Below are 25,217 nucleotides of genomic sequence, written 5' to 3' on the forward strand. Positions count from 1 at the left end.
CGGGAAGTAACACAGACATGGACTTCCTCACCCGGGCACACGAGCTTCTTGCGTCCCACCCCGTCGTCGACGGACACAATGACCTGCCCTGGGCGCTGCGCCGGAGCGTCCGTTACGACCTGGACCGGCTCGACATCGCAGCCGACCAGACCGGCCGGCTGCACACCGACCTCCCCCGGCTGCGCTCCGGCGGGGTCGGCGCGCAGTTCTGGTCCGTGTACGTGCGCAGCGACCTGGCCGGGGACGACGCGGTCAGCGCGACGCTGGAGCAGATCGACGGGGTGCGCCAGATGCTGGCGCGCTACCCGGCGGACCTGGCCGGCGCGCTGAGCGCGGACGACATGGAGAAGGCGCGCGGCGAGAGCCGTATCGCGTCGTTGATGGGCGCTGAGGGTGGCCACTCCATCAACAACTCCCTGGGCACGCTGCGCGCGCTGTACGCCCTGGGCGTGCGCTATATGACGCTGACCCACAACGACAACATCGCGTGGGCGGACTCGGCGACCGACGAGGTGGGCGTGGGCGGGCTCTCGGCCTTCGGCGAAGAGGTCGTACGGGAGATGAACCGCATCGGCATGCTCGTCGACCTCTCGCACGTCGCGGTGTCGACGATGCGGGACGCGCTCGCCACCTCGGTCGCGCCGATTGTCTTCTCACACTCCTCGTCCAGGGCGATCTGCGACCACGTACGCAACATCCCGGACGACGTACTGGCGCAGCTGCGCGCCAACGGCGGCGTGGCGATGGCGACCTTCGTGCCGAAGTTCATCCTCCCGGCGGCGGTCGACTGGACCCGGGCCGCGGACGAGAACATGGAGGCGCACGGCCTGCACCACCTGGACACCACACCGGAGGCGATGAAGGTCCATGCGGCCTTCGAGGCGGCGAACCCGCGGCCGGTGGCGACCGTGTCGACGGTCGCGGACCACCTGGACCATATGCGCGAGGTGGCCGGCGTCGACCACATCGGCATCGGTGGCGACTTCGACGGCACTGCCTTCGTCCCGGCAGGCCTCGACGACGTCGCGGGCTACCCGAACCTGATCGCGGAGTTGCTGCGGCGCGGCTGGTCGGGGTCCGACCTGGCAAAGCTGACCTGGCAGAACGCGGTGCGGGTGCTGCGGGCGGCGGAGGACGTGGCGCGCGAGTTGCAGACGCGGCGCGGTCCGTCCAACGCGACGATCGGGCAGCTCGACGGCTGAGCACGGCTGAATACGACTGAGCACGACTGGATACGGCCGAGTGCGCTTCGGGGGTACGGGGATCAGGCCCCCGTACCCCCGAACGCACCACGTTGCCGCGAACCCTCGCGGCTCCCGTGCCACGGTGGGCGTACGGCACCGCCGTCGAAGCTCGGAGGACGCCATGGCAGATCTGCAGCAGGACGACCCCGACCCCGCCGTCGCGGTCGGCGACCTCGACGACCCGGCGCCGCCGAGCAGAGAGCCGTCAGCGGAGCTGCCCGAGCCGGAGCCGTCAGAGCTGTCAGAGCCGCCCGAGCAGCCGGAGCCGCCCGAGCCGGCGGCCGAGAGCATGGAACGCGCCCGGGAACTCCTCGCCACGCACCCCGTAGCCGACGGCCGGAGCGGGCTTGCCGGGGCGCTGCGGGACATCTCGTCGTACGACATCGAACAGGGCGAGGGGCTGCTGGAGACGGACATACCGCGACTGCGGGTCGGTGGCGTCGGTGCGCAGTTCTGGTCCCTGCATGTGCCGCCCGAGCTCACGGGTGACCGTGCGGTGACGGCGACGCTGGAACAACTCGATCTGGTCCGCACCCTGGTGGCCCAATGCCCCGAGGGTCTGCGCCTCGCGCTGAGCGCCGACGACATGGCCGACGCGCGCAACTGCGGGCGGACGGCCGCGCTGCTCGGCCCGGTCTCGGGCCCGGCGCTCGGCGGCTCGCTCGCCACACTGCGGGCGTATCACGCGCTGGGCGTTCGCAGCCTGACCCTTGCGGGCACCCGCTGGACGCAGCGCACCGGACTGACCTCCGCCGGCTGGGAAGTCGTCCGCGAGATGAACCGCCTGGGCGTCCTCGTCGATCTGTCCGGCTGCACGCCGGAGACGATGTGCCGGACGCTGGCGGTGGCCAAGGCCCCGGTCGTCATCTCGCACCATCCGGAAGAGGTCCCGGACGACGTCCTGCTGCGGCTCCGTGCCAACGGTGGTGTCTGCATGGTCGCCTGCACGGCGGCCACACTCCACGAAGCGGCGAACCGTCTGACCCATGTCCGCGACACGGCCGGCCCGCAGTCGGTGGCGCTCACCGGCGCTTATGACACGGGCACCCCGCACGCCCCCGGCCTGGGCGACGTGTCCTGCTTCCCCCGCCTGATCGCCGAACTCCTGGACCGCGGCTGGCCGGAGGCGGACATCGAGGCCCTGACGTGGGGGAACGTGTCGCGGGTGCTGCGGGCGGCGGAGTTCACGGCCAGATCGACAAAGCCCCGCCGCTCCGTCCCGGTGCTGACGCCGCTGGATGCGTGAGCGACGCCGACCTCAGCACGCGCACAGGCAGAAGGGGTGTCCCGCCGGGTCCGCGTACACCCGCCACGACCTCGACCGGTCATCCGCGTCCAGCGGCTTGGCGCCCAGGGCCAGTACCCCCTTCTCGGCCGTGTCCAGGTCCTCCACCGTCAGGTCAAGATGGAACTGCTGCGAGGCGTCCGGCGCCGGCCACCGCGGCGGTACGAAGCCGGGCGCGGCCTGGAACGCCAGCGCGGCGCCCGGCACGCCCTGCAGGGCGACCCAGCCGTCGTCGTCGACCTTGACCTCACCGCCCAGCAGATCTGCGTAGAAGCGGCCGAGTGCGACGGGGTCGGGACAGTCCAGCACGACGGTCCCCAGGGTGGCGATGGCCATGGTTCCTCCTCGATCCGGAGCCAGAGTTACCGTTAAAGCGATTCAACCGGTAACTGTTACCTCATGCTCCCTCATCAGCGGTAACGTCGCAACCATGAATGAACGGGCACCCGCACCCGGCGGCCTCGCGCTGGTCGAGGCGCTGGTGAACACGCTGGACATCGAGACCGGCGCCGACTCCCTCGACACCACGGACGGCCGCGCCGCCTTCGGCCTCGCCGAGCGGGACGTGCCTGCCGCCCGCGAACTGCGCGAGGCCCTTCGCGCCGCCTGCCTGGCGCACGCCGGACACCGCGCGCCGGGCCGCTCGCCCGCCGCGCTCGACGAGCTGCTGGCCAGGGCCCCGCTCCATGTCACCGTCGCCGAGGACGGGTCCGCCGCGCTCCGCCCCGCGGACCCGGGCAGCCTCGTGTCCCGTATCGCACACGCACTCGCCGCGGCGGCCGCGGACGGGACCTGGGCGCGACTGAAGGCCTGCGAGGCGGAGGACTGCCAGTGGGCGTACTACGACCGCAGCCCGGCGGGCCGGCGCCGCTGGTGTTCGATGTCGGTGTGCGGGGCGCGCGCCAAGATGCGTACGTACCGGGCCCGGCGCACCAGCACGGGCTGAGGGCTGAAGTCGCGGGCCCGCGGGCCCCGGCGGGTCAGGCCCGCGGGCGGCCCATCGCCCGGTACGTCCAGCCCGCCTCGCGCCACTTCGCGCTGTCCAGCGCGTTCCGGCCGTCCAGAATCATCCGGCTCGACGTGACCTCGCCCAGCGCCGCCGGGTCCAGCTCGCGGAACTCACGCCACTCCGTCAGGTGCAGCACCACATCCGCGCCCCGCACCGCCTCCAGTGCCGTGTCCGCGTACCCCAGCGTCGGGAACAGCCGCCGAGCGTTCCCCATACCCTTCGGGTCGTAGACCGTGACCTGGCCGCCCTGGAGGTGGATCTGCCCCGCGACGTTCAGCGCCGGCGAGTCCCGTACGTCGTCCGAGTCCGGCTTGAACGTCGCGCCCAGTACGCCCACCCGCTTGCCCAGGAAGGAATCGCCGCCGACCGCGTCCCGCGCCAGCTCCACCATGTGGCCGCGCCGGCGCATATTGATCGAGTCGACCTCCCGCAGGAAGGTCAGCGCCTGGTCGGCGCCCAGTTCACCGGCGCGCGCCATGAACGCGCGGATGTCCTTCGGCAGACAGCCGCCGCCGAAGCCGATCCCGGCCCGCAGGAACTTCGCCCCGATCCGCTCGTCGTACCCGATCGCCTCGGCGAGCTTGACGACATCGCCGTCCGCGGCCTCGCACACCTCCGCCATCGCGTTGATGAACGAGATCTTCGTCGCGAGGAACGAATTCGCGGAGGTCTTCACGAGCTCCGCCGTCGGGAAGTCCGTCACGACGAACGGCGACCCTTCGCCGACCGGCGTCGCGTACACCTCGCGCAGCAGCTTCTCCGCGCGCTCGCTCTCCACGCCCACGACGATCCGGTCGGGGTGCAGCGTGTCCTGCACGGCGAAGCCCTCGCGCAGGAACTCGGGGTTCCAGGCCAGCTCCGCGTCCGCCCCCACCGGGGCGAGCTCGGTGAGCAGCGCCGCCAGCCGGGCCGCGCTGCCGACCGGCACGGTCGACTTCCCGACCACCAGCGCGGGCCGCTTCAGCTGCGGCGCGAGAGAGCTGAAGGCGCGGTCGACGTACGACATGTCACACGCGTACTCGCCGTGCTTCTGCGGCGTGTTCACACACACAAAATGGACGTCGCCGAATTCCCCGATCTCCTCCCAGGAGGTCGTAAAACGCAGCCGCCCGCTCGATCCCTCGATCCCCGCGACGTGCTTGGCGAGCAGTTCCTCGAGCCCCGGCTCGTACATCGGGACCTTGCCGGCCGACAGCATCTCGATCTTCTCGGGCACGACATCGAGGCCGAGCACTTCGAAGCCCAGTTCCGCCATGGCCGCTGCGTGCGTGGCGCCGAGATATCCGGTGCCGATCACGGTGATCTTGAGGGCCATGCGGTGCTCCAGTGAATCGCGGGCTGGGAATGCGAGCCTGAGCATAGTCGGGCCTCGGCACGGGCACTTTTCCGCTGTCGCCAAGGTCACGTATGCCTGGGGACGACGAGCCCTTTAAAATTACGTTACTTAACGGTAGTTAGCGTTCCTTGGGGAGTGAGAGACCTTGTCCGGATCGACCGGTAACTCGGCGTTTGACCTGTACCGCCCGTCCGAAGAGCACGACATGCTGCGCGACGCCATCCGCTCGCTCTCCGAGGCAAAGATCGCTCCGTTCGCGGCCGAGGTCGACGAAGAGGCCCGCTTCCCGCGGGAGGCGCTGGACGCCCTGGTCTCCGCCGACCTTCACTCGGTCCACGTCCCCGAGGAGTACGGCGGCGCGGGCGCCGACGCGCTCGCGACCGTGATAGTCATCGAAGAGGTCGCACGCGTCTGCGCCTCCTCGTCCCTGATCCCTGCCGTGAACAAGCTCGGCTCGCTCCCGGTGATCATCTCCGGATCCGAGGACCTGAAGAAGAAGTACCTGAGCCCGCTCGCCAAGGGCGACGGGATGTTCTCGTACTGCCTCTCCGAGCCGGACGCGGGCTCCGACGCGGCGGGCATGAAGACGAAGGCCGTCCGCGACGGTGACTTCTGGGTGCTCAACGGCGTGAAGCGCTGGATCACCAACGCCGGCGTCTCCGAGTACTACACGGTGATGGCGGTCACCGACCCCGAGAAGCGCTCCAAGGGCATCAGCGCCTTCGTCGTCGAGAAGTCCGACGAGGGTGTCTCCTTCGGCGCCCCGGAGAAGAAGCTCGGCATCAAGGGCTCCCCGACCCGCGAGGTCTACCTCGACAACGTCCGTATCCCCGCCGACCGCATGATCGGAGCGGAGGGCACCGGCTTCGCCACCGCGATGAAGACCCTGGACCACACCCGCATCACGATCGCGGCCCAGGCCCTCGGCATCGCCCAGGGCGCGCTCGACTACGCCAAGGGCTACGTCCAGGAGCGCAAGCAGTTCGGCAAGCCGATCGCGGACTTCCAGGGCATCCAGTTCATGCTCGCCGACATGGCGATGAAGATCGAGGCCGCCCGCCAGCTGACGTACGCGGCCGCCGCCAAGTCGGAGCGCGGGGACGCGGACCTGACCTTCCAGGGCGCCGCCGCGAAGTGCTTCGCGTCGGACGTGGCCATGGAGGTCACCACGGACGCGGTCCAGCTGCTCGGCGGCTACGGCTACACGCGTGACTACCCGGTCGAGCGCATGATGCGCGACGCCAAAATCACGCAGATTTACGAGGGTACGAATCAGGTGCAGCGGATCGTGATGGCGAGGAACCTTCCGTAACCTGAAAGCCACGCTGTAAGCGCAGGTCAGAGGCGCCCTCCGGGGTGCCTCTGGCAGTTGGCCCTCAGACCACCACGGCGACCTCGTAGTTGCTTCCGTGCATGTTCGTACAGAGGGCTCGGCAGCTCCCGAAGAGTTTTTCGAACTCAGGCTTGTCCCGCCACCCGATCACGGAGTCGAGGTCCCGCCAGGCCGCGAAGGACACGAAGTGGTTCGGGTCCGCCAGGTCGTGGACGAGCCGGGCCGTCAGGAAACCCTCGTTGGCCTGCTTGGTCCAGGTCAGGAACTCCGTCCAGCGCTCGACGAACTCGTCGGCCTTTCCGTCGGTCACATGCCAGCTGCCCGAGGCCCAGTACCGGGTGTCCTCCGCCATGACGCGCACCTCGTTCCTTGATCGCTTCGTGAGGCAGCCTATGGCTGCCTCACGAAGTCCGCGATCTCAGTGGAGCGTTCGGGAAGGCGTCCGGGAGGACGGTGTCAGCGGTCGGAGGTGACCGTGACCTTCTCGTCGTTCTTCAGCTGCTCGACGAGCTGCTTCACCTTCGTCTTGTCCCAGACCAGGTTCCCGCCCCTGCTGCCCGAGATCGGCATGTTCATCGACTTGCCCTCGCCGCCCGTCACGCCCTTCATCGCGAAGAACATCTGGCCCAGCGACCACAGGCTCATGTCCTTGTCGACGATCAGTGTGTCCAGGCCCGCGCTCATCGTCGGGTAGAGCTTGAACGGGTTGAGGATCGTGCCCGGCGTCGCCGTCTGGCTTGCCAGGGCCGCGAGGAACTTCTGCTGGTTCTTCGTACGGTCCAGGTCGCTCTGCGCGAAGGCGTACCGCGTGCGCACGAAGGCCAGGGACTGCTCGCCGTCCAGCGTCTGCTTGCCCGCCTGGAAGTCGGCGCCCGAGTTCTTGTCCTTGAAGGCCTTCGGGATGTCGATCTCCACGCCGCCGATGGCGTCCACGATGTTCGCGAAGCCCGCGAAGCCGATCTCGACGTAGTGGTCGATGTGCAGGCCGGTGTTGTGCTCGACCGTACGGACCAGCAGCTCCGGGCCGTCCTCCGCGTACGCGGCGTTCAGCTTGGTGTGGCGGCCCTTCGCCGGGAAGAGCTTGCCGGACTGGGAGCCCTTGAACGACGGTATCTCCACGTCCGAGTCACGAGGCAGCGAGATCAGCGTCGGGCCGTTGGAGCCGTCGTGCAGGATCATCATCGAGTCGGTCCGCTTGCCCTCGGCCGAGCCCGTGTGGAGCTTCTTCTTCTCCTCGGCCGACATGCCCTCACGGCTGTCGGAGCCGACGATCAGGTAGTTCGTGCCCTCGCCCTCGCCCGGGCGCTCGATCACCTTCGAGAGGTCGACCTCGCGCTTGAGCTTCGAGTCGGCCCAGAAGTACGTGCCTATGGAGACGGCGAGCAGCGCCACCACCAGGACCAGCGAGCCGATCTTGAGGCGGCGGCGCCAGTTCGGGGCTGGGCGGGCGTACGGCGCGCCGGACTGCGGCGGGACCCCGTTCCCTCCGCCCTGGCCTCCGTAGACCTGGCCCGTGTTGTAGCCACTGTCGTAGGAGGCGTCGTAACCGTCGTCGTATCCCTGCGACTGCTGCTGCGGGACCGGTCCTCGCTGCACATGGCGCATTACGCGAGCGCCTTCGGGCTGCGCACCCCGGCTGCCGCGTCCGTATCCTTCGGGCCAATCATTCATGCGGACCAGTGTGCAGGCCGGGGCTCCCGCCTCCCAGAGGGGGTGAGGAATCGCACCAGGGCTGTTGCGATTCTGATGCAATGGGGCCCGGCATATGGTGGAGGGCATGACAGACCAGGCCCAGCGACCGGAGTCAGAGATTCCGGGCAAGCCCACTTCGGCGTCCCGTACTACCTTGAGTCACATCATGACCGGCCACGACACCAACCTTCTCGGCACGGTGCACGGCGGCGTGATCATGAAGCTGGTGGACGACGCGGCGGGCGCGGTCGCCGGCCGTCACTCGGGCGGACCTGCCGTCACCGCCTCCATGGACGAGATGGCCTTCCTGGAGCCGGTCAGGGTCGGCGACCTGGTGCATGTGAAGGCCCAGGTCAACTGGACCGGCCGGTCCAGTTGACCTGGGCCGCGTGCGGGTGCTGGCCGAGCGCTGGAACGAGTCGACGCCGGCGACGCAGGTCGGCAGCGCGTACCTGGTCTTCGCGGCGGTCGACGGGGACGGCAAGCCGCGTCCCGTACCGCCGGTGATCCCGGAGACGGAGCGGGACAAGCGCCGCTACCAGGAGGCGCAGATCCGCCGCACGCACCGGCTGGCTCGCCGCCGGGCGATCAGGGAGCTGCGAGCGAAGCGCGCGGCGGAGGGCATGGAGGACTAGCGGTATCCGAACCGGGGCTCCGCCCCGGACCCTCCGGGGGCTGCCCCCGGTCACAAGCTACGGGCACACCACCTGGTCACCCGTCACCGCTCCGAATTCCCCCTGGTGCGTTTCCTCCGCGCGGACCGGCGTCACCCCTCTGTACCTCGTCCCCACCGTCACCTTCAGCGTCGGGCCCTGGCCCTTCACCGCCCGCAGTTCGCAGCCCGGCAGCGCCGCCGCGAGTGATCTCGCCGAGCGGTCCCAGCGTGGGTCGTATCTCACATAGGTGCGCCGCACCTCCGCGCCGGACCTGCTCTCCGGCGTACGCGTCGTATTGAAGCCCGTCGCCCGCAGCGCGTCGTCGACCTTCCCGCCCAGACCATCCGTACGCGTGCCGTTGTAGATCTGGACCCGGATCTGCCGCGGCGACACATCGACCGTCGTCGCCTTCTGCTGCTGCGGGCGGTGTGGCGCGAGCGGCTTGTCCTCGCGGAGCATCCGGAAGAGCTTCGTCGACTTCGGCTCGTCCCATTTCAGGGTGGAGCCGAGGCCCTTCACCGGGTAGCCCACACTGTTCACCGGTACGGACGTGAACTCCGACGACGCGGCCGTGAAGCCCCGCATCGCCCGCCCCAGGGCAAGCATCTCCTCCGTCCCGAAGCCCTGATCCGCCCGTACGGAGTTGAGCATCGTCGAGGCGACCTCACGGAGCTTGACCGGGTTGAGCAGCACCCCACTGCTCGTCGCCTGGTTGATCAGTGCCGCGACGAAGCGCTGCTGGCGCTGCATCCGCCCCAGATCAGCCGCCCCGTCGATATGGCGCGAGCGCACATACTGCAGCGCGTGCCCACCGTCCAGCTTGTGTGTGCCGACACCGAGGTTCAGGCCGGTATAGCTGTCCTTCATCGCCCGAGGCGTGCACACCTCCACCCCGCCCAGCGCGTCCACCGTCTTCATGAAGCTGGTGAAGTCGACCTCCAGATAGTGGTCGATCTTGACCTTCGTCATCTGCTCGACGGTCCGTACCGTCAGGGCCGGCCCGCCCTCCGCGTACGCCGCGTTGAGCTTCACCGGATGCGCCCCGTGGTGATTGCCGGTGGTCTCGTCGGTGTGCTCCGGGATCTCCGCGTAACTGTCCCGCGGCAGGCTCACCACACTCGCCCGCTCCCGGTCCTGCGAGATGTGCACCAGCATGATCGTGTCGGTGCAGTGGCAGGGCGCGCCCCCCAGCCGGTACTTGTACTTCTCCGCCCGCGTGATCTTGTCGCGGCCGTCCGTGCCGACCAGCAGGAGGTTCATGCCGTGCCCCGCCTCGGGCCGGTTCTTCATGTCCTTGAACGGATCCACCCGGCTGATGCCAGTGTCCAGGCTGGTCACCACCGCGTGCCCGATGCCGCCCGCGCCGAGCACCAGCACCGAGAGCGTCGTCGCCACCCGGACCCCCCAGCGCGGCCGCTGGACCGGCCGTCTGGGCCGGTGCTGGGCATTCGGCCGGGGACGGGCGGAGCGGGGCGGCGTGGGCACGAGGGGATACCTCCGCGAGTAACAGAGGGGATACCTCCGCGAGTGACAGGGGGATCGTGCACACCGTAGGCCGATACGATCTGCGGCCACCGGCACCGACCCGGCCGCCGCGCGTCCGTGTCCCCCATTCGCGGTAACGTGGCGCCCGATGAACGCCACGCCCCCCGTCTCCGTAATCATGCCGGTCCTCAATGAGGAGCGGCATCTGCGCAACTCGGTCCGTCACATCCTCGAGCAGGAGTACGACGGCGAGATGGAGGTGGTGATCGCGCTCGGGCCGTCCACGGACCGCACCGACGAGATCGCCGCCGAGCTGGTACGCGAAGACCCTCGCGTCCACACCGTCCCGAACCCCACCGGCCGCACGCCTGCCGCGCTGAACGCCGCCATCAAGGCCTCCCGCCACCCGATCGTGGTACGCGTCGACGGCCACGGCATGCTGTCCGCGAACTACATCGCCACCGCTGTCCGTCTCCTTGAGGAGACCGGCGCGCAGAACGTCGGCGGCATCATGCACGCCGAGGGCGAGAACGACTGGGAGCACGCCGTCGCCGCCGCCATGACGTCGAAGATCGGCGTGGGCAATGCCGCATTTCACACCGGCGGTCAGGCGGGCCCGGCCGAAACCGTGTATCTGGGTGTCTTCCGCCGCCAGGCGCTGGAGCAGCAGGGCGGCTACAACGAGGAGTTCATCCGCGCCCAGGACTGGGAGCTGAACTTCCGCATCCGTGAGGCGGGCGGCCAGATCTGGTTCTCGCCGGAGCTCAGGGTGCAGTACCGGCCGCGGCCCTCCGTCAGGGCGCTCGCCAAGCAGTACAAGGACTACGGCCGCTGGCGCCATGTCGTCGCCCGTTACCACCAGGGCTCCATCAATCTGCGCTATCTCGCCCCGCCGACGGCCGTCTGCGCCATCGTCGCGGGCCTGGTGGCCGGCGTGGCCCTCACCCCGGTCGGCTTCGTCGTCCCGGCGGGCTATCTGGTCGCGATCGTCGCCGGATCCCTCCCCGCGGGCAAGGGCCTGCCGCTCAAGGCGCGCCTGCAGATCCCCGTCGCGCTGGCCACCATGCACATGTCGTGGGGGTACGGCTTCCTGACCAGCCCGCGCGCGCTGGCGAGGAAGGTCATCGCGAGCCGTCGCCCGGCCGTGAAAACCGTTTGATCCAGCCACGTACGCGAAGGAGCCCCGGGCATCCGCACCGGGGCTCCTTCGCGTCCACGTGAACTACCAGGTGAAACCGGGCTGGATCGCCATGCACTCCTTGTCGTTGCCGCCGTTCAGCGGCCGCGCCGATGTCGGCGTCTTGTTGTCGTCCTTCGGCGCCGTCTTCGGGTAGGTGTCGCCCTGCCGCCAGTCCGCGCCCACGATCAGCGTGATGCCGGTGACGTCCGTCGACTTCTTCACCGAAGTCAGCGGAATCCCGAGGGACTTGGCGACCGCCTGCGCGTCGCCCTCCAACTCGGCGTTGGAGAAGCGGATGACCGTGCTCTCCTGCGGGTTGGTCGTGGCGTCGGCCTGCGCCCGGGTGAAGCCCTTGCCGGAGAGGAGCCCCGCGACCGCCGTCGCCCGGCCCTTCTCGGCGATCGCGCCGTCGCCGCCCGTGCCGTTCTGCACCATCACCGCGATCTCACCGGGCGCAGCGGCCGGGTCCTTGGAGACGGCCGGAGCCGCCGGCTTCTTCTTCGGAGCCTTGCCGTCCAGCGGAATGTCCTCACGGACCATCCGGAACAGCTGCTCGGCGTCGCCCGGCTTGGGCTCGACCTTCCCGCTGAAGCCGGGCCGCTGAGTGTAGAAGTTCGGCATGGTCGTCATGGTGATCCGGTCGGTCGGGACGCTCTTGAGCTCCTCGCCCAGGTCGTAGAGCTCCTTGACGGTGCCGATGCCCTTGTCGACGGTGAGCGCGTCGATCGCGGCCTCGGCGAGATTGCGCAGCTTGGCCGGGTCGGTCAGCTTGGTGTTCTTGCGCAGCTCACGGACCATCGAGTTCATGTACATGTGCTGAGCGTGCGTACGGGCCAGGTCGGTGCCGTCCTCGAAGCCGTAGCGCGTACGCAGCCACTGCAGCGCCTGCTCGCCCTTGACCGGGTGCGTGCCCGCTGCCATCTTGAGGCCGGAGCCCTGGCCCTGCCTGTTGCGCGAGTTGACGTTCTGCCTGACGCAGACAGGGACGCCGCCGATGGCGTCCGCCATGGAGACCACACCGGCGAAGTCGATCATCATGAAGTGGTCGATGGTGATGCCGGTGAGCTGGTACCAGGTGGCCACCGTGCAGCCGGGGCCGCCGCGGCCGAGCGACTCGTTCGTCGGCCTCCAGCCGGTGGCCGCAAATGTCTTGCCCTTGCTGTCCGTGCACTCGGGGATCTTGAGCAGGGTGTCACGAGGCATACTGATCACCGAGATATTGCTGCGGTCGGCGGAGACGTGCACCAGCATCTGTACGTCCGCCAGCGGTGTGCCGCCGAACGTCTTCTTGGCGCCACCGAGCTCCTGGTTCTTCTTGGAGTCCCGCGCGTCCGAGCCGATGAGCAGGATGTTCAGCGGGACCTGACCGGCGGCGTTGGCCTGATGGTCGCGCATCTTGCCGCCGAGGTTCAGGTCGTCCTTCTTGAGCTTGCTGTTGAGGTGCTCGTAGTACAGATATCCGGCGCCGGCCGTGCCGAGTATCAGCAGCGACAGCACGGACGCGACCCAGCGCAGGACGCGGCGCTTGCCGCGTTTTCCGTGTCTGTGGGGGCCGCTGTGCCGGCGACCGGGCGCGCGGCCGTCCCCGGAGGCACCTGACCCCTCGGCCGCGACACCCTCCGCCGTACGGGCCTCACGGCCGGTCCTGCCGCGGCGGCCCCGGGCGGCCTGGTCGTCGCCCCCCTCGCCGTACAGGCTGTCGTCCCAGCCCAGATCGCGGGCGTGCGGGACGCGGTCACGCGTCCCCTCTCCCCGCACGCTGTTCTTTCCCACCCCGGGTCCCCCCTGTCGTTCAGGCGCTCCTCATGACCCGGTGTCACGGGGTCACTTGGCGCACACCTGTTTGTCCGCTTCGACCTTCTGCACACCCTCCGGCGCTTTCGCCGGACCGGTGATGGGCACCCCTGCGCCCTTGAAATCGGATCCGAGGGTCAGCGTCATCGCCTCACGTCCCACGGCGTCCTTCGTGCCCGGCTTCAGCGCCGTGGCAGGCAGGCCCATCAAGTCCGCGAGCTTGCGGGCCTGATCGGCCTGGTTCGGCGCGTACACCAGCGTCGTTCTGGCGAGCTTGGCGGGAGCGTTGCCCTCGTTGCTCGACTTCAGTACGCCTTCCTCGTTCTGCAGCCAGGTGAGGGTCGACAGCGCCGCCCCTTGCTTCCCGCTGCCGTTGTAGACAGCGACCCGCACGTCGGAGGCGGCCGCCCGCGGCCCCTTGAGCAGCGCAGCCTGCTGGTTCTTGGCGTCCTGCTCCTTCTCCTTGACCTCGGTGAGCGAGGTGTCGTTCTGGATCATCGAGAACAGCGGCTGGGCCTTGCTCTCGTTGAGCAGCACGGTCGCCTTGTCGGTGTTGTCGACCACCGGCACGGTCGCGAAGGTGATGTTCTTCGGGTTCACCTTCGCCAGCTCCATGCCGAGATCGCGCAGCCGGGAGATCTTGCCTATGCCGTTGTCGACCGTGAGCGCCTTGGTGGCGGCCTCGGCCAGGTCCCACATCTTGGTGGGGCTGGAGAGAGTGTCGCTCGACTTCATCTTCCGGATCAGCGAGCTCAGGAACTGCTGCTGGATCTCGATCCGGCTGAGGTCGCCGCCGAAGCCCACCGAGTGCCGTGTGCGCACGAACGCCAGCGCCTGCTCACCCTCGATGACGTGCTTGCCCGCCGGGAGGTTGAGTTTGGAGTCCTTGTCGTTGATGTCCTTGGCGAGGCAGACCTCGACACCGCCGACCGCGGTCGTCATGGACTTCACCGCGTTGAAGTCGGCCATCATGAAGTGGTCGACGGTGACGCCGGTGATTTCTTCGACCGTACGCATGGTGCAGCCGGGGTCGCGGCCCTCCTGGCCGAGGCTCTCGTTGAACCGCGTCTTGCGCGTACCGCCGATGTCCTTGGTGCCCTCTGCGGTCTTGGTCGGGCAGTCGGGGATGTTGGTGATCAGGTCCCGCGGTATGGACAGCGCGGTCGCGTTCGTCCGGTCCTTGGAGACATGGAAGAGGATCGTGGTGTCGGCGTGCCCGACGCTGTTCTTGTCGCCGTAGCCGTCATTGCCCTCGCCGGACCGCTTGTCCGTGCCGATGAGCAGGATGTTGATGGCCTGGTCCTTCTTGAACCCGCCGGAGCCCGCGCCCGCGACGTCGACCGTGTTCAGGTTCGAGTCGAAGTGCTGGTAGACGAGGTACGCGCCGACAGAGCCGGCGACGACGATGAAGGCCATCACGCCGCCCGTCCACAGCAGCGCCTTCTTCTTGCGCGACGCGGGCTGCTTGCGCTTGCGGCGGCCGGCCGTGGGGGGATTCGTACCGCCGGAGGCATTGCCCGCGCGGCGGGATCGCTGACCCGGCACCTCGCGGCCCGGGGCCGCGGTCCTGCGGCCCTGGCGGCTTCCGGGCGCGGGAGTTCCCGAAGCGGCATTTTTCGGAGGGGTACTTCTCGCAGCGTTACTTCTCGGCGGGGACGAATGCTGTGCGGATTGGTCCAGTCGCAGTTCGTAATTGCCGGTCTGCGGGTTGAGTACCCACTGGTCGGCGGGGTCGATCTCGTCCGCCCGCCCACGGCTTTGCGCATCCACGGTTGCTTGAGTCCTCCGTCGGTGCCACGCGAGGCGCCTCCCCCGAAGGGCGCTCGGTCTTTCGATGCAGCAGTGCGCGACCCGAGGTCGGAAGCACCGGATCGCGTCACACTATCCGCCCAGTTCAACGTCGAGCGACGTCCGTGACAAATTCCACGCCCCTTACAACCGGGCAATTCGCCCAATCTTCATGGTCTGCGGCTCCTGACTTGGCCATCGCTTTACTCGCACGTGCCCACAGCGGCATTCGTGCCGGAGAAAGTCGGCCCCGGAGTCGGGCTCGCCGTACCGGTGTCGTCCGGCCTCTCGTCGGCCGACGTTTCCTTGTCGTCCTTGCCCTCCTTGCCGTTCTTGCCCGCAGGGACGACCGCGACCGGCGTGTCCTCGCGAAGCCGCTTGAAGAGCTGACTCGCCTCGGGCTCGACGAGTTCGTCGCGGTTCGGATCGGCGCTGTACGGCTGTCGTGGAACCGTCAGGAATTGCACCTTTTCGGTCGGGATACTGCGAATAGAGCGCGTCAGGTCGTACAGATCTTTCAAAGAATCCAGGCCCGGGTCGGTGGTCAGCGACTTGGTCGCCGCGTCGAGCACCGGGTAGAGCCGGGTCGGATTGAGGAGTACGCCATTGCTCTGCACCTTCTTGACGAGCGCGCCCAGGAACTGTTGCTGGCGTTCCATCCGCTCGGTGTCGCTGCCGTTCCCGATGGACTTCCGGGCCCGTACGTAACCGAGCGCCTCCTCGCCGCTCAGCGTCTGCTTGCCCGCGCGCAGCTTGAGATGCGCGTCGGCGTCGTCGATCGGTTCCTTGAGGCAGATCTCGACCCCGTGCACGGCGTCGACCATGCCCTTGAAGCCGCTGAAGTCCACCACCATGTGGTGGTCGATGCGGACGCCGGTGAAGCGCTCGACCGTGCGGATCGTGCAGGCCGCGCCGCCGAACTCGAACGCCCAGTTGAACTGCGCGAACTGCTCTCTCGTACGGGTGCGGTCGGGCTTGCGGCAGCTCGGGATGTCGACCATCAGATCGCGCGGAATGGACATCGCCGTCGCGCTCTGCCGGTTGGCCGCGATATGCAGCAGGATCGTGGTGTCGGAGCGCTGGCTGCCGCCGTCGTCGCGGCCGTACTTGCTGTTGCCCGCGCCGGAGCGGGTGTCGGAGCCCAGGAGCAGGATGTTCTGCGCGCCGAGCGCGACGGGCGTGGGGCGCTCCTTCTCGTACGTCTCGAGCTCGGCGGCGGCGGTGGTGTCGGTGGTGATGTTGGCGTCGAGCTTGCGGTAGAACCACCAGCCGACGCCGGCGGCGGCGAGGACGACGACGGAGGTGCCGAGGGCGGCCCAACGAAGCCAGTGGTGCTTGCGGTTGACTCCGTCGCCGCCTTCCTCGCTCCGACCGTCACCGCTGCCCTCGTCGCCGTTGCCGTCTTCGCCGTTGTGGCCGTCGCCGGTGTCCGCGTCGGTACCGGAGTCCGTTTCGGCGACCGTAGGCGACTTCGCGTCCGCGTCACGTGCGGAGTCTGTGTCCGACTCCGCGCGGGAGTCCGCACCGCGATCCGTGTCCGATGCTGTACCGGCATCCGTACGCGACTCTGTACCGGTTTCCGCGGGCGCGGGCGCGGCATCGTCGGCGCCCCGGGGCGCACCCGTACTGGCGTCGGTGCCCCCGGCACCATCCGTACCGGCCGCGTCCTTGCCGGCTTCGCCGGCCCCGGCACTTTCCGTCACGTCTGCGTCCATCCTTATGGCGTCGGCGGCGCGCTGGGTCGCCGATCGCAGGACTAGACGGCTGAACCTCGCGCTTGGTTGTGCGTTGAAGCACGCGTATCGCCGATCATCCACCGGAGTTGAGGCTGGAGCCGGGGGGCTCGGCCCGGGTGTGCGCCAAGCGGGTGGACCTCAGAGGCTTGTCATACCGCGGTGTTGGTGACGCGCTCGCTCTCGATCCGCTTCTCGAGGCCCTCCGGGGGCAGCTTGTCGAGGTGTCGGCACAGGACGACGGACCCGCCCGCCGCGAGCGGCGCGTACAGACCGCAGGACAGCCCCTCCCACGTGTCGTATCCGCGCCCCGCGAGCAGCCGGGAGCCGGGCGTGAGGCCCAGTCCGGCGGCGTCGGCGCGCGCCCGCTCGACGAGCTGGGCGCCGGTCAGATCGCTGCCGCCGACACTGAGCGCGGGCGCGTCCGGGTCCACCGGCGCGTACGGAGCGAAACGGTCGCCCTGGCTCGGCACCTCGACCGCGTAGTCGGCGTACCCGGCGGGCGGGACGGGGAAGCGGCGGCCGAGCGGCTCCAGGGACAGGGCGATCCGCTCGCCGCCGCAGGCGAGTCCGGCGTCGAACTGCCCGGGTCCGGCGACGACCAGATCCGCATCGGCCGGATCTCCCCCCACCTCCGCCGTCACCCCGACCGAGGCGCAGGCGAGCAGCCAGACCGCGCTCTGCCAGTGCGCCGGAAGCAGCAGCGCGAGCCGGTCACCGGGCGCGGCGGCGAGGTCGCCCTGAAGCAGATTCGCCGTCTTGGCCACCCAATTGGCGAAGGTGGCGACGGACAATTCGACGCGCTCACCGGTGGCGTCGTCGTAGAAAGTGACCAAGGGGCGGGCCGGGTCCGCGGCGAGCGCGGATCGCAGCAGGTCGGCAGGGGTGCGGTCGCTGGCGTTCACCCGCGCAAGCGTACGCGGCGGGGGTGGGGACGCGACGTCCGTACCGGTGACCGGTTCCACCGGTCGGACCGATGGTCAGTCAGTTCTCCGCCGAGCGGAGTCGACGGACGGGGCCCAGGATCTTGTTCATGCGTGGATTTCTTGCTTACTCGACCGGCGTCGCGTGCACAGCCGCGCTGGTGCTTCCGCTTTCGTTGTCCTCCGGCGCTCATGCCGCGCCTCCGCAGGTGCCGGATGTACCCGGCTCCACTCAGTCGCTGCCGCTGGAGGTGATCGGGCCGAGAGCGACGGACGGGCCCCTCGGACGGGCGGCGGAACAGGGGTTGACTGAGCGTGAGGTCAGACCCTTCTCGCTCGTCGGCGTCGTCTGGGACGACGTGGACGCCGAACTGCACGGCGCGGTCCAGGTCCGCACCCGGGCACTCGGCTCGGCACAGTGGTCGGGCTGGCAGGACCTGGAGACGCACAACGAGGAGCACCGGGCCGACCGCGGCACCGAGGAGAGCGACTCGGGGAAGGTGCGCGGGTCGACGGCCCCGCTGTGGGTGGGGGAGTCGGACGGTGTGGAGGTACGGGTGAAGGGGGGCCGGGCCGAACGCGCCCCGCTGCCCAAGGGCTTGCGCCTCGAACTCGTGGACCCGGGCGCCGCGCCCGAACCGGCCGGGGGGCGTGAGCCGGGCGTGGCCAACCGGACGGTCGCGGACGCGCCCGAGGGAGAGCCGGAGGGGCCTGACGTACTCCCGGCCCTCTCTGAGGAGGAGCCGGAGGAGCCGGAGGAGCCGGACGTACTCCCCGCCCTCTCCGAGGAGGAGACCAAGGCACAGGCAGCTGTCCCACAGACGGCCGAGAAGCCGTACATCGGCCCGCGCCCGAGCATCATCACGCGCAAGGGATGGGGCGCCGACGAGTCGCTGCGCGAGAAGGAATTCGCCTACACGACGACCGTGAAGGCCGCCTTCGTGCACCACACCGCCACCGGCAACAGCTATACCTGCGCGCAGGCGCCCTCCGTCCTGCGCAGTATTTACCGCTACCACGTCGTGAGCAGTGGCTGGCGCGACATCGGCTACAACTTCGCCATCGACAAGTGCGGAAACATCTACGAGGGGCGTGCGGGAGGCGTGGACAAGGCGGTGCTCGGCGCACACACGCTGGGATTTAACACGGACAGCATGGGCATCGCCGTACTCGGCACGTACAGTCTCTCCACCCCGCCGGCGGCAGCGGTGACCGCCATTGCCAAGCTCACCGCCTGGAAGCTCGGGCTGTTCGGAGCCGATCCGAGCGGCAAGGTGGTGCTGACGTCAGGAGGGAGCGGCAAGTACGCGAAGGGCGTCAAGGTTTCCTTCAATGTCATTTCCGGACATCGGGACGGATATATCACCGAGTGTCCGGGAGCCCGCCTCTACAGCAAGCTCGGCACCGTCCGGAGCGCCGCGGCCGCGTACCAGGGACGTGGCTGATGTCGCCGGCCGGGCATGCTCCGACCCACTGCCTACACTGCCGGTCTCGCACGAGTTGACCCCAACGAGCGACCACACCGGCCCCAGCAGGAAGCAGAGACGACAAGGTGACAGAAGCGATCCTCCTGGTCGGCGGCAAGGGCACCCGGCTGCGCCCGCTCACCGTCAACACGCCGAAGCCGATGGTCCCGGCGGCGGGCGTCCCGTTCCTCACACATCAACTGGCGCGGGCCAGGGCGGCGGGGGTCGAGCACATAGTGCTCGCGACGTCGTATCTGGCCGAGGTCTTCGAGCCGTACTTCGGCGACGGCTCCGAGCTCGGGCTCCACCTGGAGTACGTCACCGAGGAGGAACCGCTCGGCACGGGCGGCGCGATCCGCAACGTCGCGTCACGGCTGCGGTCGGGCCCCGAGGACCCGGTGCTGATCTTCAACGGGGACATCCTGACGGGCCTGGACATCACGGCGCTGGTCGCCACGCACCGGTCGTCGGGCGCGGATGTCTCGCTCCATCTGACCCGGGTCGAGGACCCGCGGGCCTTCGGCCTGGTGCCGACGGACGCGACGGGCCGGGTGCGGGCCTTCCTGGAGAAGCCCCAGACCCCGGAGGAGATCGTCACCGACCAGATCAACGCGGGGGCGTATGTGTTCCGCCGCTCGGTCATCGACACGATCCCGACGGGCCGCCCGGTCTCGGTCGAACGCGAGACGTTCCCCGATCTGCTCGCCTCCGGCGCCCATCTCCAGGGCATGGTCGACTCCACGTACTGGCTGGACCTGGGCACCCCCCAGGCCTTCGTCCGCGGCTCGGCGGACCTGGTGCTGGGCCGCGCACCCTCCCCGGCAGTCCCGGGCCGCTGCGGCGACCGCCTGATCCTCCCGTCGGCCTCGGTGGCCCCCGACGCCAAACTCTCGGGCGGCACGGTCGTCGGCGCGAACGCGGTGGTCTCCTCGGGCGCCCGCATCGACGGCAGCGCGCTCCTCGCCGGCGCGATGGTGGAGGAGGGCGCGGTGATCTCGTCCTCCCTGATCGGCGCGGGCGCACGGATCGGAGCCCGCACGGTGCTGTCGGGGGTGGTGGTCGGCGACGGCGCGGTGGTGGGCGCGGACAACGAACTGCGCGACGGGGCGAGGGTGTGGTGCGACGCGGTACTGCCGGGCTCGTCGGTGCGTTTCTCCTCGGACCAGTAGGCAGGTCCTCAATCACCGGACGGGCTGACACATTCAGCCCCTCCGGCGTTTGAGGAGCGGAGCCCCAGTTACGGGAAGAGGCGGGGTGGGGGAAACAACACCGCCTACCCTCAGAGTGCGCACCCCGACCCCCAAGGACCCCCGCCGTGTCAGCACGCTTCGCACCCCGCCCCACCGGGACCACCATCCGCGGCGGGGAGACCGTCGTGCCCGCAGGCGTCCCACGGCAGGCCACCCCCGCCGGGAGCGGCGCTCCGACCGGCGCCCGGTCCGCAACGCAGCCCGCCCCCCAGACGCGGCGATGGACACCCCCCGGCCCCCTCGACCTCGGCCTCGTCCTCGGCCCGCTCCGCCGCGGCCCCGCCGATCCCACCTTCCGCGTCACCCCCGACGGCTCCGTATGGCGCGCCTGCCGCACCCCCGCCGGCCCCGGCACCCTCCGCGTAGCGATGCGCGGCGGCGCCGCAGAGGCCGAGGCCTGGGGCCCCGGCGCGGAGTGGCTGCTGGAGCAGCTTCCCGCGCTGCTCGGTGAGGGCGACGACCCCGCCGCCTTCACCCCCCGCCACCGCCTCGTCGCCGTCTCCCAGCACCGCCGCCCGGGCCTGCGGCTGACCCGTACCGCGCTCGTCCTCGAGTCCCTGATCCCCTCGATCCTGGAGCAGAAGGTCACCACGGACGAGGCATACCGGGCCTGGCGGCTCCTCGTACGGAAGTACGGAGAGCCCGCCCCGGGTCCGGACACGCGCCTGCGTGTGATGCCCGAACCCCGCACCTGGGCCCTGATCCCCTCCTGGGAATGGCACCGCGCCGGCGTGGACAACAAGCGCGCCTCCACCATCCTGCGCGCCGTCCGCGTTGCCCGCCGGCTGGAGGAGGCCGCGGCCATGGAGCCCGAACAGGCCCAGAAACGGCTCGAGTTGATCCCCGGCATCGGCCCGTGGACCTCCGCCGAGACGATCCAGCGCAGCAATGGCGCGCCCGACGCCATCACCGTCGGCGACCTCCATCTGCCCGGCATCGTCGGCTACGCCCTCGCGGGCGACCGCAACGCCGACGACGCGGCGATGCTCGAACTTCTCGCCCCCTACGCCGGCCAGCGCCACCGTGCCGCCCGCTTCATCCTGCTCAGCGGCCACGCCCCGGCCCGCCGCAAACCGAAGATGCCCCGCGGCGACATCGGCAAGCTCTGAGCGCGTGGGGCGTCAGCGGACCTCGATGAACGCGGAAGCCTCCCGCACCGGCCTCGGCCGCGGCGCCTCGGCCGCATGCCCCACGGCCACCGCTCCCATCGGCTCCCACTCGGCCGGCAGCCTCAGCACGTCCCGTACGACATCGCGGCAGAACATCGTGGACGACACCCACGCCGAACCCAGCCGCTCGCCGGCCAGCGCCACCAGGAAGTTCTGTACGGCGGCGCCCGCCGCGACCACGAACATCTCGCGTTCGGCGCCGTCGCGCCGCGGATCGCCGTAGCTGTGCGAGCCCTCCATCACCATGCAGGGCACGACCAGACAGGGCGCGCCCCGCAGCACCTCGCCGCGCCGCACCCGCTTCGCGATGGACTCCTCGCTCTTGCCGTCGCGCCGCAGATCCGAGATCCACGCGTCCCGCATCGCGTCCAGCAACCCGGTGCGCGAAGCGGCGGATTCGAGCAGTACGAACCGCCACGGCGTCGTGTGATGCGGCGCCGGAGCCGTCACGGCGGCCGCGACTGCGCGCCGCACAGCGCCCGGATCCACCGGCTCGTCGGTGAACTCCCGCACGGTACGGCGCTGGGTGACCGCCTCCCGTACCGCCTCGGAGGTCCCCAGCCGGAACATGTCGTCGGCCGCGACGCGCACGATCGCCCGGGCGCCGTCGCCGGAGCCGACCAACTGCGGCAGCCCGCGCACCACCGCGACCGGCAGCCCCTCGGCCTTGCCCTTCACCAGGTCGCCCGCCGCGGCGAGTTCGTCGGCGACGGCCACGACCGTCGCGCTCAGCGGATTGCCGTGCGCGTCGACGCCGCCGCGCAGATCGTCCAGGACCCGCACCCCCGCCGCGCCGATCGCCACATCGGTCAGACCGTTGCGCCAGGGCCGCCCGAAGGTGTCCGTGACGATCACGCCGACGTCCACGCCGAGCGTCTCCCGCAGCCCCGTACGGATCGCCCGCGCCGAGGCATCGGGGTCGGCGGGCAGCAACAGCACTGTCCCGGCAGGGGTGTTGGAGGCGTCGACCCCGGCGGCCGCCATCACCAGGCCCTGCCGGTTCTCGACGATACGAAGGGTGCCGCGCCGCGCCACCACCCGTACCGTCTCCGCGTCGATGGCCGCCTCACGGTCCGTCGCGGCGACGACCCTTCCCTCCGCCTTGCTCACGATCTTCGAGGTGACGAGCAGGACGTCCCCGTCCACCAGGCCCGGCTCGGTGGCGGCGATCAGCTTGGCCAGGTCGTCACCCGGGCGCACCTCGCCGAGGCCGGGCAGTGCCCAGACCCGGTAGCCGGGCGCGTTCCCGGCCGACGGCGAGCTCACGCCCGTACCTCTTCGGCCAGTGCCAGTGCCTGCCGCGCCATCTCGGCGGCCGCGTCCACGTCCGTCATCAGCAGCGGCACGGCCCGGCAGCGGATCCCCGCCGCCTCGACCTCGGCCACCGCGCCCTCGTCGACGGTGTCGACGAGCCAGCCGTCCAGCAGTCCGGAGCCGTAGTGCTGAGCGACGGCCGCGGCCGTCGACTCCACGCCCACCGCCGCGAGCACCTTGTCCGCCATGCCGCGCACGGGCGCGTCCCCGACGATGGGGGACAGACCCACGACCGGTACGCCCGCGTCGGCGATGGCCTCGCGGATCCCCGGCACTGCCAGGATCGTGCCGACGCTGACGACGGGGTTGGACGGTGGGAAGAGGATGACGTCCGCGGCGGCGATCGCCTCCAGCACGCCGGGCGCCGGCTTCGCCTGGTCCGCGCCGACGGGCACGACGGCCTCCGCGGCCACCGATGCCCGCAGCTTCACCCAGTACTCCTGGAAGTGGATGACCTTCTTCTCGCCCTCGATCTCGACGGCCACATGCGTCTCGACGCGGTCGTCGGACATCGGCAGCAGTCGCACGCCCGGGTTCCAGCGGGCGCAGAGCGCCTCGGTGACTGCGCTGAGCGGATAGCCCGCGGCGATCATCTGCGTACGGACGATGTGGGTGGCGAAGTCGCGGTCGCCGAGCCCGAACCACTCGGGGCCCACGCCGTACGCCGCGAGCTCCTCCTTGACGCGGAAGCTCTCGTCCGTGCGTCCCCAGCCCTGCTCCTCGTTGATGCCACCGCCGAGGGTGTACATCACGGTGTCGAGGTCCGGGCAGACCTTGAGTCCGAACAGATGGATGTCGTCGCCGGTGTTGCCGATCACGGTGACGTCCGCTTCGGGCGCGGCCTGCTTGAGACCGCGGAGGAAACGGGCGCCGCCGATGCCGCCGGCCAGAACCACAATGCGCATGCAGACAGTCTGTCAGGCGCAGCCTGATCGTTTGAGGGGTGGTGGTCGGGCGACGGGCGCGGGCCTGTCAGGCGCGTACGACATCCCGGTCGGCCGGGGCGCACTGGGAGCTGTGCATCGGCATATCGGTCAGACCCGGGTAGTAGATGTGCAGGCTGACCGCGGGCTCGAGCGAATCGTTGACCACTTCGTGCACATAGCCGGGCGCGAACACGCGCTGCGAGCCCGCCGCGAGCGACCGCGACGTCCGCTCGGTCCGCTCGGTGAGCTCGCCGTCGAGGACGGTCAGTACACCGGAGGAGAGGCCGTGGTCGTGCAGTCCGCTGCCCTGCCCCGGTACCCAGGACAGCAACCACACCTCGTAGCCGGGGCCGGTGTGCAGCCGGTGGTACCAGCGGGTGGTGGTGTCGTACTGGACGAGGTGGGCCCACTGCGCGCGGTCGTCGGCGATGGAGCGGGCCAGCCCGACGAAGTCGGCGACGGTCGCCGGGTGCTCGCGGGCGGGCTGGAGAAGGTGCTGTACGGCGAGGATGTCGCCGGCGATCTGGAGGTCGCTGTCGCTGTTCATGGGTGCGGTGGTTCCTCGGCAGAGAACGTGCAGTGCTGGGGTGTCGCAGGACTCGCGGGTTGATCTACATGCGAAGAGATGCTGGAGCGCTACGGCGCATCAACAGCTGGAACAGCAACAGCGGGCCTGGACAGCGCTGCGGAACCCACGGAGGGGGGTCGCGGAGTGCACTGAGGTCGCTGGCATGTCATCAAAGGTGACGGTTGGCCTCTTCGCTTGTCAACTCAATGACCGATTTGGTGGCAATGTTTCACCTCATCCGGTTACGGCGTCCGGAGAAAGGTTTGTGCGGTGGTGGTCGCGGAGACATGGCGCTGCAACCGCGCTCGTAAACGCCGCCGCGCTCCCGTGATCGGATTGTGATCCGGATCGCTTCAATGGCTCGATCGCAACAAGATCGAACCATGCGGCGTCTTCCCTCGTGAGCCGCTCGTGAGTGGCTGTGGGGAGGGGGCGCGGGCAGGCCGCTGGCATGTGTCAGGTTTTTGATGATTTGAACACTTTCCGCATAGCCTTGGTTCCACAGAGTGAATACCGGGCCCAATAGCAGATCTCGGCTTGACTGGCCCGGATCCACACACTTGTAATTTCACTCGTGTCGTTCGGCCGAAATTGATAGCTGCGACATCACGGGGACGCAAAAAAGACAGACGAGGGGCGCACATGACCGAGCTGTTCGAACAACTGCTGGTCGAGGACGCGGACGAGGAACTCGGCTGGCAGGAGCGCGCGTTGTGCGCCCAGACCGATCCCGAGTCCTTCTTCCCCGAGAAGGGCGGATCCACCCGCGAGGCCAAGAAGGTCTGCCTCGCCTGCGAAGTCCGCTCCGAATGCCTTGAGTACGCCCTCGCCAACGACGAGCGATTCGGCATCTGGGGCGGCCTGTCCGAGCGCGAACGCCGCCGGCTGAAGAAGGCCGCCGTCTGAAGCCCGACCCGGCCCCCGCGGCCCGACCAAACACCACAACCACGTACGTAAACCACGGTCCGCCGACTGCATCCTCACCGCAGTCGGCGGACCGCTCTCGTGCCAGCCGTTAGTGTGGGGCCCCGTCAAAGACGCTCCACGCCCCTACGGGGCGACCCCC

21 protein-coding genes and 1 pseudogene are annotated in these 25,217 nt (G+C 69.6%); 10 read left to right on the forward strand and 12 right to left on the reverse strand.

The genetic code is table 11. The features are described from left to right. The first annotated feature begins 17 nt into the window (after positions 1–17). Positions 18–1,202, forward strand: coding sequence for a dipeptidase (locus tag ACI2LP_RS14730; protein ID WP_404724891.1), 1,185 nt, complete (start codon positions 18–20; stop codon positions 1,200–1,202). Positions 1,203–1,365: 163 nt separating this feature from the next. Next, positions 1,366–2,490: a dipeptidase gene (locus tag ACI2LP_RS14735; protein WP_404724892.1), complete on the forward strand. Its 1,125-nt coding sequence runs from the start codon at positions 1,366–1,368 to the stop codon at positions 2,488–2,490. A 12-nt stretch (positions 2,491–2,502) separates the two neighbouring features. On the opposite strand, the gene ACI2LP_RS14740 is transcribed toward ACI2LP_RS14735, so the two are convergent. Beyond that, positions 2,503–2,865 carry a VOC family protein gene (locus ACI2LP_RS14740; protein WP_404724893.1) on the reverse strand — a complete coding sequence of 121 codons (363 nt, stop codon included), beginning with the start codon at positions 2,863–2,865 and terminating at the stop codon, positions 2,503–2,505. A 94-nt stretch (positions 2,866–2,959) separates the two neighbouring features. Here ACI2LP_RS14740 and ACI2LP_RS14745 point away from each other — a divergent pair, with 94 nt between their 5' ends. Beyond that, a complete protein-coding gene (locus ACI2LP_RS14745; RefSeq protein ID WP_404724894.1) occupies positions 2,960–3,475 on the forward strand; it encodes a CGNR zinc finger domain-containing protein in 516 nt (171 codons plus the stop codon). 34 nt (positions 3,476–3,509) lie between these two features. On the opposite strand, the gene ACI2LP_RS14750 is transcribed toward ACI2LP_RS14745, so the two are convergent. After that, positions 3,510–4,853, reverse strand: coding sequence for a UDP-glucose dehydrogenase family protein (locus ACI2LP_RS14750; RefSeq protein ID WP_404724895.1), 1,344 nt, complete (start codon positions 4,851–4,853; stop codon positions 3,510–3,512). A gap of 166 nt (positions 4,854–5,019) precedes the next feature. Here ACI2LP_RS14750 and ACI2LP_RS14755 point away from each other — a divergent pair, with 166 nt between their 5' ends. Beyond that, positions 5,020–6,186, forward strand: a complete 1,167-nt coding sequence (locus tag ACI2LP_RS14755; RefSeq protein ID WP_404724896.1) for an acyl-CoA dehydrogenase — start codon at positions 5,020–5,022, stop codon at positions 6,184–6,186. A 64-nt stretch (positions 6,187–6,250) separates the two neighbouring features. On the opposite strand, the gene ACI2LP_RS14760 is transcribed toward ACI2LP_RS14755, so the two are convergent. Then, entirely contained in the window at positions 6,251–6,559 is a 309-nt protein-coding gene (locus tag ACI2LP_RS14760) for an antibiotic biosynthesis monooxygenase family protein (RefSeq protein WP_404724897.1), read from the reverse strand. Between the two features lie 104 nt (positions 6,560–6,663). Next, entirely contained in the window at positions 6,664–7,878 is a 1,215-nt protein-coding gene (locus ACI2LP_RS14765) for an LCP family protein (RefSeq protein WP_404724898.1), read from the reverse strand. A gap of 106 nt (positions 7,879–7,984) precedes the next feature. Between ACI2LP_RS14765 and ACI2LP_RS14770 the strand changes: the two are divergent. After that, positions 7,985–8,534 (forward strand): annotated as a pseudogene (locus ACI2LP_RS14770) (acyl-CoA thioesterase). A 57-nt stretch (positions 8,535–8,591) separates the two neighbouring features. Here ACI2LP_RS14770 and ACI2LP_RS14775 read toward each other — a convergent pair. Beyond that, entirely contained in the window at positions 8,592–10,040 is a 1,449-nt protein-coding gene (locus ACI2LP_RS14775; RefSeq protein ID WP_404724899.1) for an LCP family protein, read from the reverse strand. Between the two features lie 148 nt (positions 10,041–10,188). On the opposite strand from ACI2LP_RS14775, the gene ACI2LP_RS14780 reads away from it, so the two are divergent. Beyond that, the gene (locus tag ACI2LP_RS14780; RefSeq protein WP_404724900.1) at positions 10,189–11,199 is read left to right on the forward strand and encodes a glycosyltransferase family 2 protein; all 1,011 of its coding nucleotides are present in this window, start codon (positions 10,189–10,191) and stop codon (positions 11,197–11,199) included. A 63-nt stretch (positions 11,200–11,262) separates the two neighbouring features. Here the strand turns inward: ACI2LP_RS14780 and ACI2LP_RS14785 are convergent, their stop codons facing one another. The 4 genes from ACI2LP_RS14785 to ACI2LP_RS14800 form a co-directional block, all read right to left on the reverse strand. Beyond that, positions 11,263–12,993 carry an LCP family protein gene (locus tag ACI2LP_RS14785; protein ID WP_404724901.1) on the reverse strand — a complete coding sequence of 577 codons (1,731 nt, stop codon included), beginning with the start codon at positions 12,991–12,993 and terminating at the stop codon, positions 11,263–11,265. 51 nt (positions 12,994–13,044) lie between these two features. Further along, complete coding sequence (locus ACI2LP_RS14790) at positions 13,045–14,784, reverse strand: LCP family protein (protein WP_404724902.1); 1,740 nt, start codon at positions 14,782–14,784, stop codon at positions 13,045–13,047. 221 nt (positions 14,785–15,005) lie between these two features. Further along, positions 15,006–16,517 (reverse strand): LCP family protein, encoded by a 1,512-nt coding sequence (locus ACI2LP_RS14795; RefSeq protein WP_404724903.1) that lies wholly within the window; start codon positions 16,515–16,517, stop codon positions 15,006–15,008. Positions 16,518–16,687: 170 nt separating this feature from the next. Further along, positions 16,688–17,440 carry a TIGR03089 family protein gene (locus tag ACI2LP_RS14800; protein WP_404724904.1) on the reverse strand — a complete coding sequence of 251 codons (753 nt, stop codon included), beginning with the start codon at positions 17,438–17,440 and terminating at the stop codon, positions 16,688–16,690. Between the two features lie 128 nt (positions 17,441–17,568). Here ACI2LP_RS14800 and ACI2LP_RS14805 point away from each other — a divergent pair, with 128 nt between their 5' ends. From ACI2LP_RS14805 to ACI2LP_RS14815, 3 genes are all read left to right on the forward strand, one after another. After that, on the forward strand, positions 17,569–18,903 hold the full coding sequence (locus ACI2LP_RS14805; protein WP_404724905.1) for a peptidoglycan recognition protein: 1,335 nt from the start codon (positions 17,569–17,571) through the stop codon (positions 18,901–18,903). Positions 18,904–19,010: 107 nt separating this feature from the next. Continuing rightward, entirely contained in the window at positions 19,011–20,093 is a 1,083-nt protein-coding gene (locus ACI2LP_RS14810) for a sugar phosphate nucleotidyltransferase (protein WP_404724906.1), read from the forward strand. Positions 20,094–20,239: 146 nt separating this feature from the next. Beyond that, positions 20,240–21,283 (forward strand): DNA-3-methyladenine glycosylase 2 family protein, encoded by a 1,044-nt coding sequence (locus ACI2LP_RS14815; RefSeq protein WP_404724907.1) that lies wholly within the window; start codon positions 20,240–20,242, stop codon positions 21,281–21,283. 12 nt (positions 21,284–21,295) lie between these two features. Here the strand turns inward: ACI2LP_RS14815 and ACI2LP_RS14820 are convergent, their stop codons facing one another. The 3 genes from ACI2LP_RS14820 to ACI2LP_RS14830 all read right to left on the reverse strand — a co-directional run bounded on the left by ACI2LP_RS14820 (position 21,296) and on the right by ACI2LP_RS14830 (position 24,130). Then, a complete protein-coding gene (locus ACI2LP_RS14820; RefSeq protein WP_404724908.1) occupies positions 21,296–22,609 on the reverse strand; it encodes a coenzyme F420-0:L-glutamate ligase in 1,314 nt (437 codons plus the stop codon). After that, a complete protein-coding gene (gene cofD / locus ACI2LP_RS14825; protein ID WP_404724909.1) occupies positions 22,606–23,562 on the reverse strand; it encodes a 2-phospho-L-lactate transferase in 957 nt (318 codons plus the stop codon). Before cofD ends, ACI2LP_RS14820 begins: the two co-directional genes overlap by 4 nt. A 67-nt stretch (positions 23,563–23,629) precedes the next feature. Further along, entirely contained in the window at positions 23,630–24,130 is a 501-nt protein-coding gene (locus ACI2LP_RS14830) for a cysteine dioxygenase (RefSeq protein WP_404724910.1), read from the reverse strand. A gap of 663 nt (positions 24,131–24,793) precedes the next feature. Here ACI2LP_RS14830 and ACI2LP_RS14835 point away from each other — a divergent pair. Next, positions 24,794–25,057, forward strand: a complete 264-nt coding sequence (locus ACI2LP_RS14835; RefSeq protein ID WP_023541320.1) for a WhiB family transcriptional regulator — start codon at positions 24,794–24,796, stop codon at positions 25,055–25,057. Positions 25,058–25,217 lie beyond the last annotated feature (160 nt).

The organism is Streptomyces sp. NPDC019890 (assembly GCF_044903445.1).
Taxonomy (GTDB): domain Bacteria; phylum Actinomycetota; class Actinomycetes; order Streptomycetales; family Streptomycetaceae; genus Streptomyces.

Coding starts and splice junctions, on each gene's coding strand:
- ACI2LP_RS14730 (WP_404724891.1), top strand. CDS start 18: ATGGACTTCCTCACCCGGGCACACGAGCTTCTTGCGTCCCACCCCGTC.
- ACI2LP_RS14735 (WP_404724892.1), top strand. CDS start 1,366: ATGGCAGATCTGCAGCAGGACGACCCCGACCCCGCCGTCGCGGTCGGC.
- ACI2LP_RS14740 (WP_404724893.1), bottom strand. CDS start 2,865: ATGGCCATCGCCACCCTGGGGACCGTCGTGCTGGACTGTCCCGACCCC.
- ACI2LP_RS14745 (WP_404724894.1), top strand. CDS start 2,960: ATGAATGAACGGGCACCCGCACCCGGCGGCCTCGCGCTGGTCGAGGCG.
- ACI2LP_RS14750 (WP_404724895.1), bottom strand. CDS start 4,853: ATGGCCCTCAAGATCACCGTGATCGGCACCGGATATCTCGGCGCCACG.
- ACI2LP_RS14760 (WP_404724897.1), bottom strand. CDS start 6,559: ATGGCGGAGGACACCCGGTACTGGGCCTCGGGCAGCTGGCATGTGACC.
- ACI2LP_RS14765 (WP_404724898.1), bottom strand. CDS start 7,878: ATGAATGATTGGCCCGAAGGATACGGACGCGGCAGCCGGGGTGCGCAG.
- ACI2LP_RS14780 (WP_404724900.1), top strand. CDS start 10,189: ATGAACGCCACGCCCCCCGTCTCCGTAATCATGCCGGTCCTCAATGAG.
- ACI2LP_RS14795 (WP_404724903.1), bottom strand. CDS start 16,517: ATGGACGCAGACGTGACGGAAAGTGCCGGGGCCGGCGAAGCCGGCAAG.
- ACI2LP_RS14805 (WP_404724905.1), top strand. CDS start 17,569: ATGCGTGGATTTCTTGCTTACTCGACCGGCGTCGCGTGCACAGCCGCG.
- cofD (WP_404724909.1), bottom strand. CDS start 23,562: ATGCGCATTGTGGTTCTGGCCGGCGGCATCGGCGGCGCCCGTTTCCTC.
- ACI2LP_RS14830 (WP_404724910.1), bottom strand. CDS start 24,130: ATGAACAGCGACAGCGACCTCCAGATCGCCGGCGACATCCTCGCCGTA.
- ACI2LP_RS14835 (WP_023541320.1), top strand. CDS start 24,794: ATGACCGAGCTGTTCGAACAACTGCTGGTCGAGGACGCGGACGAGGAA.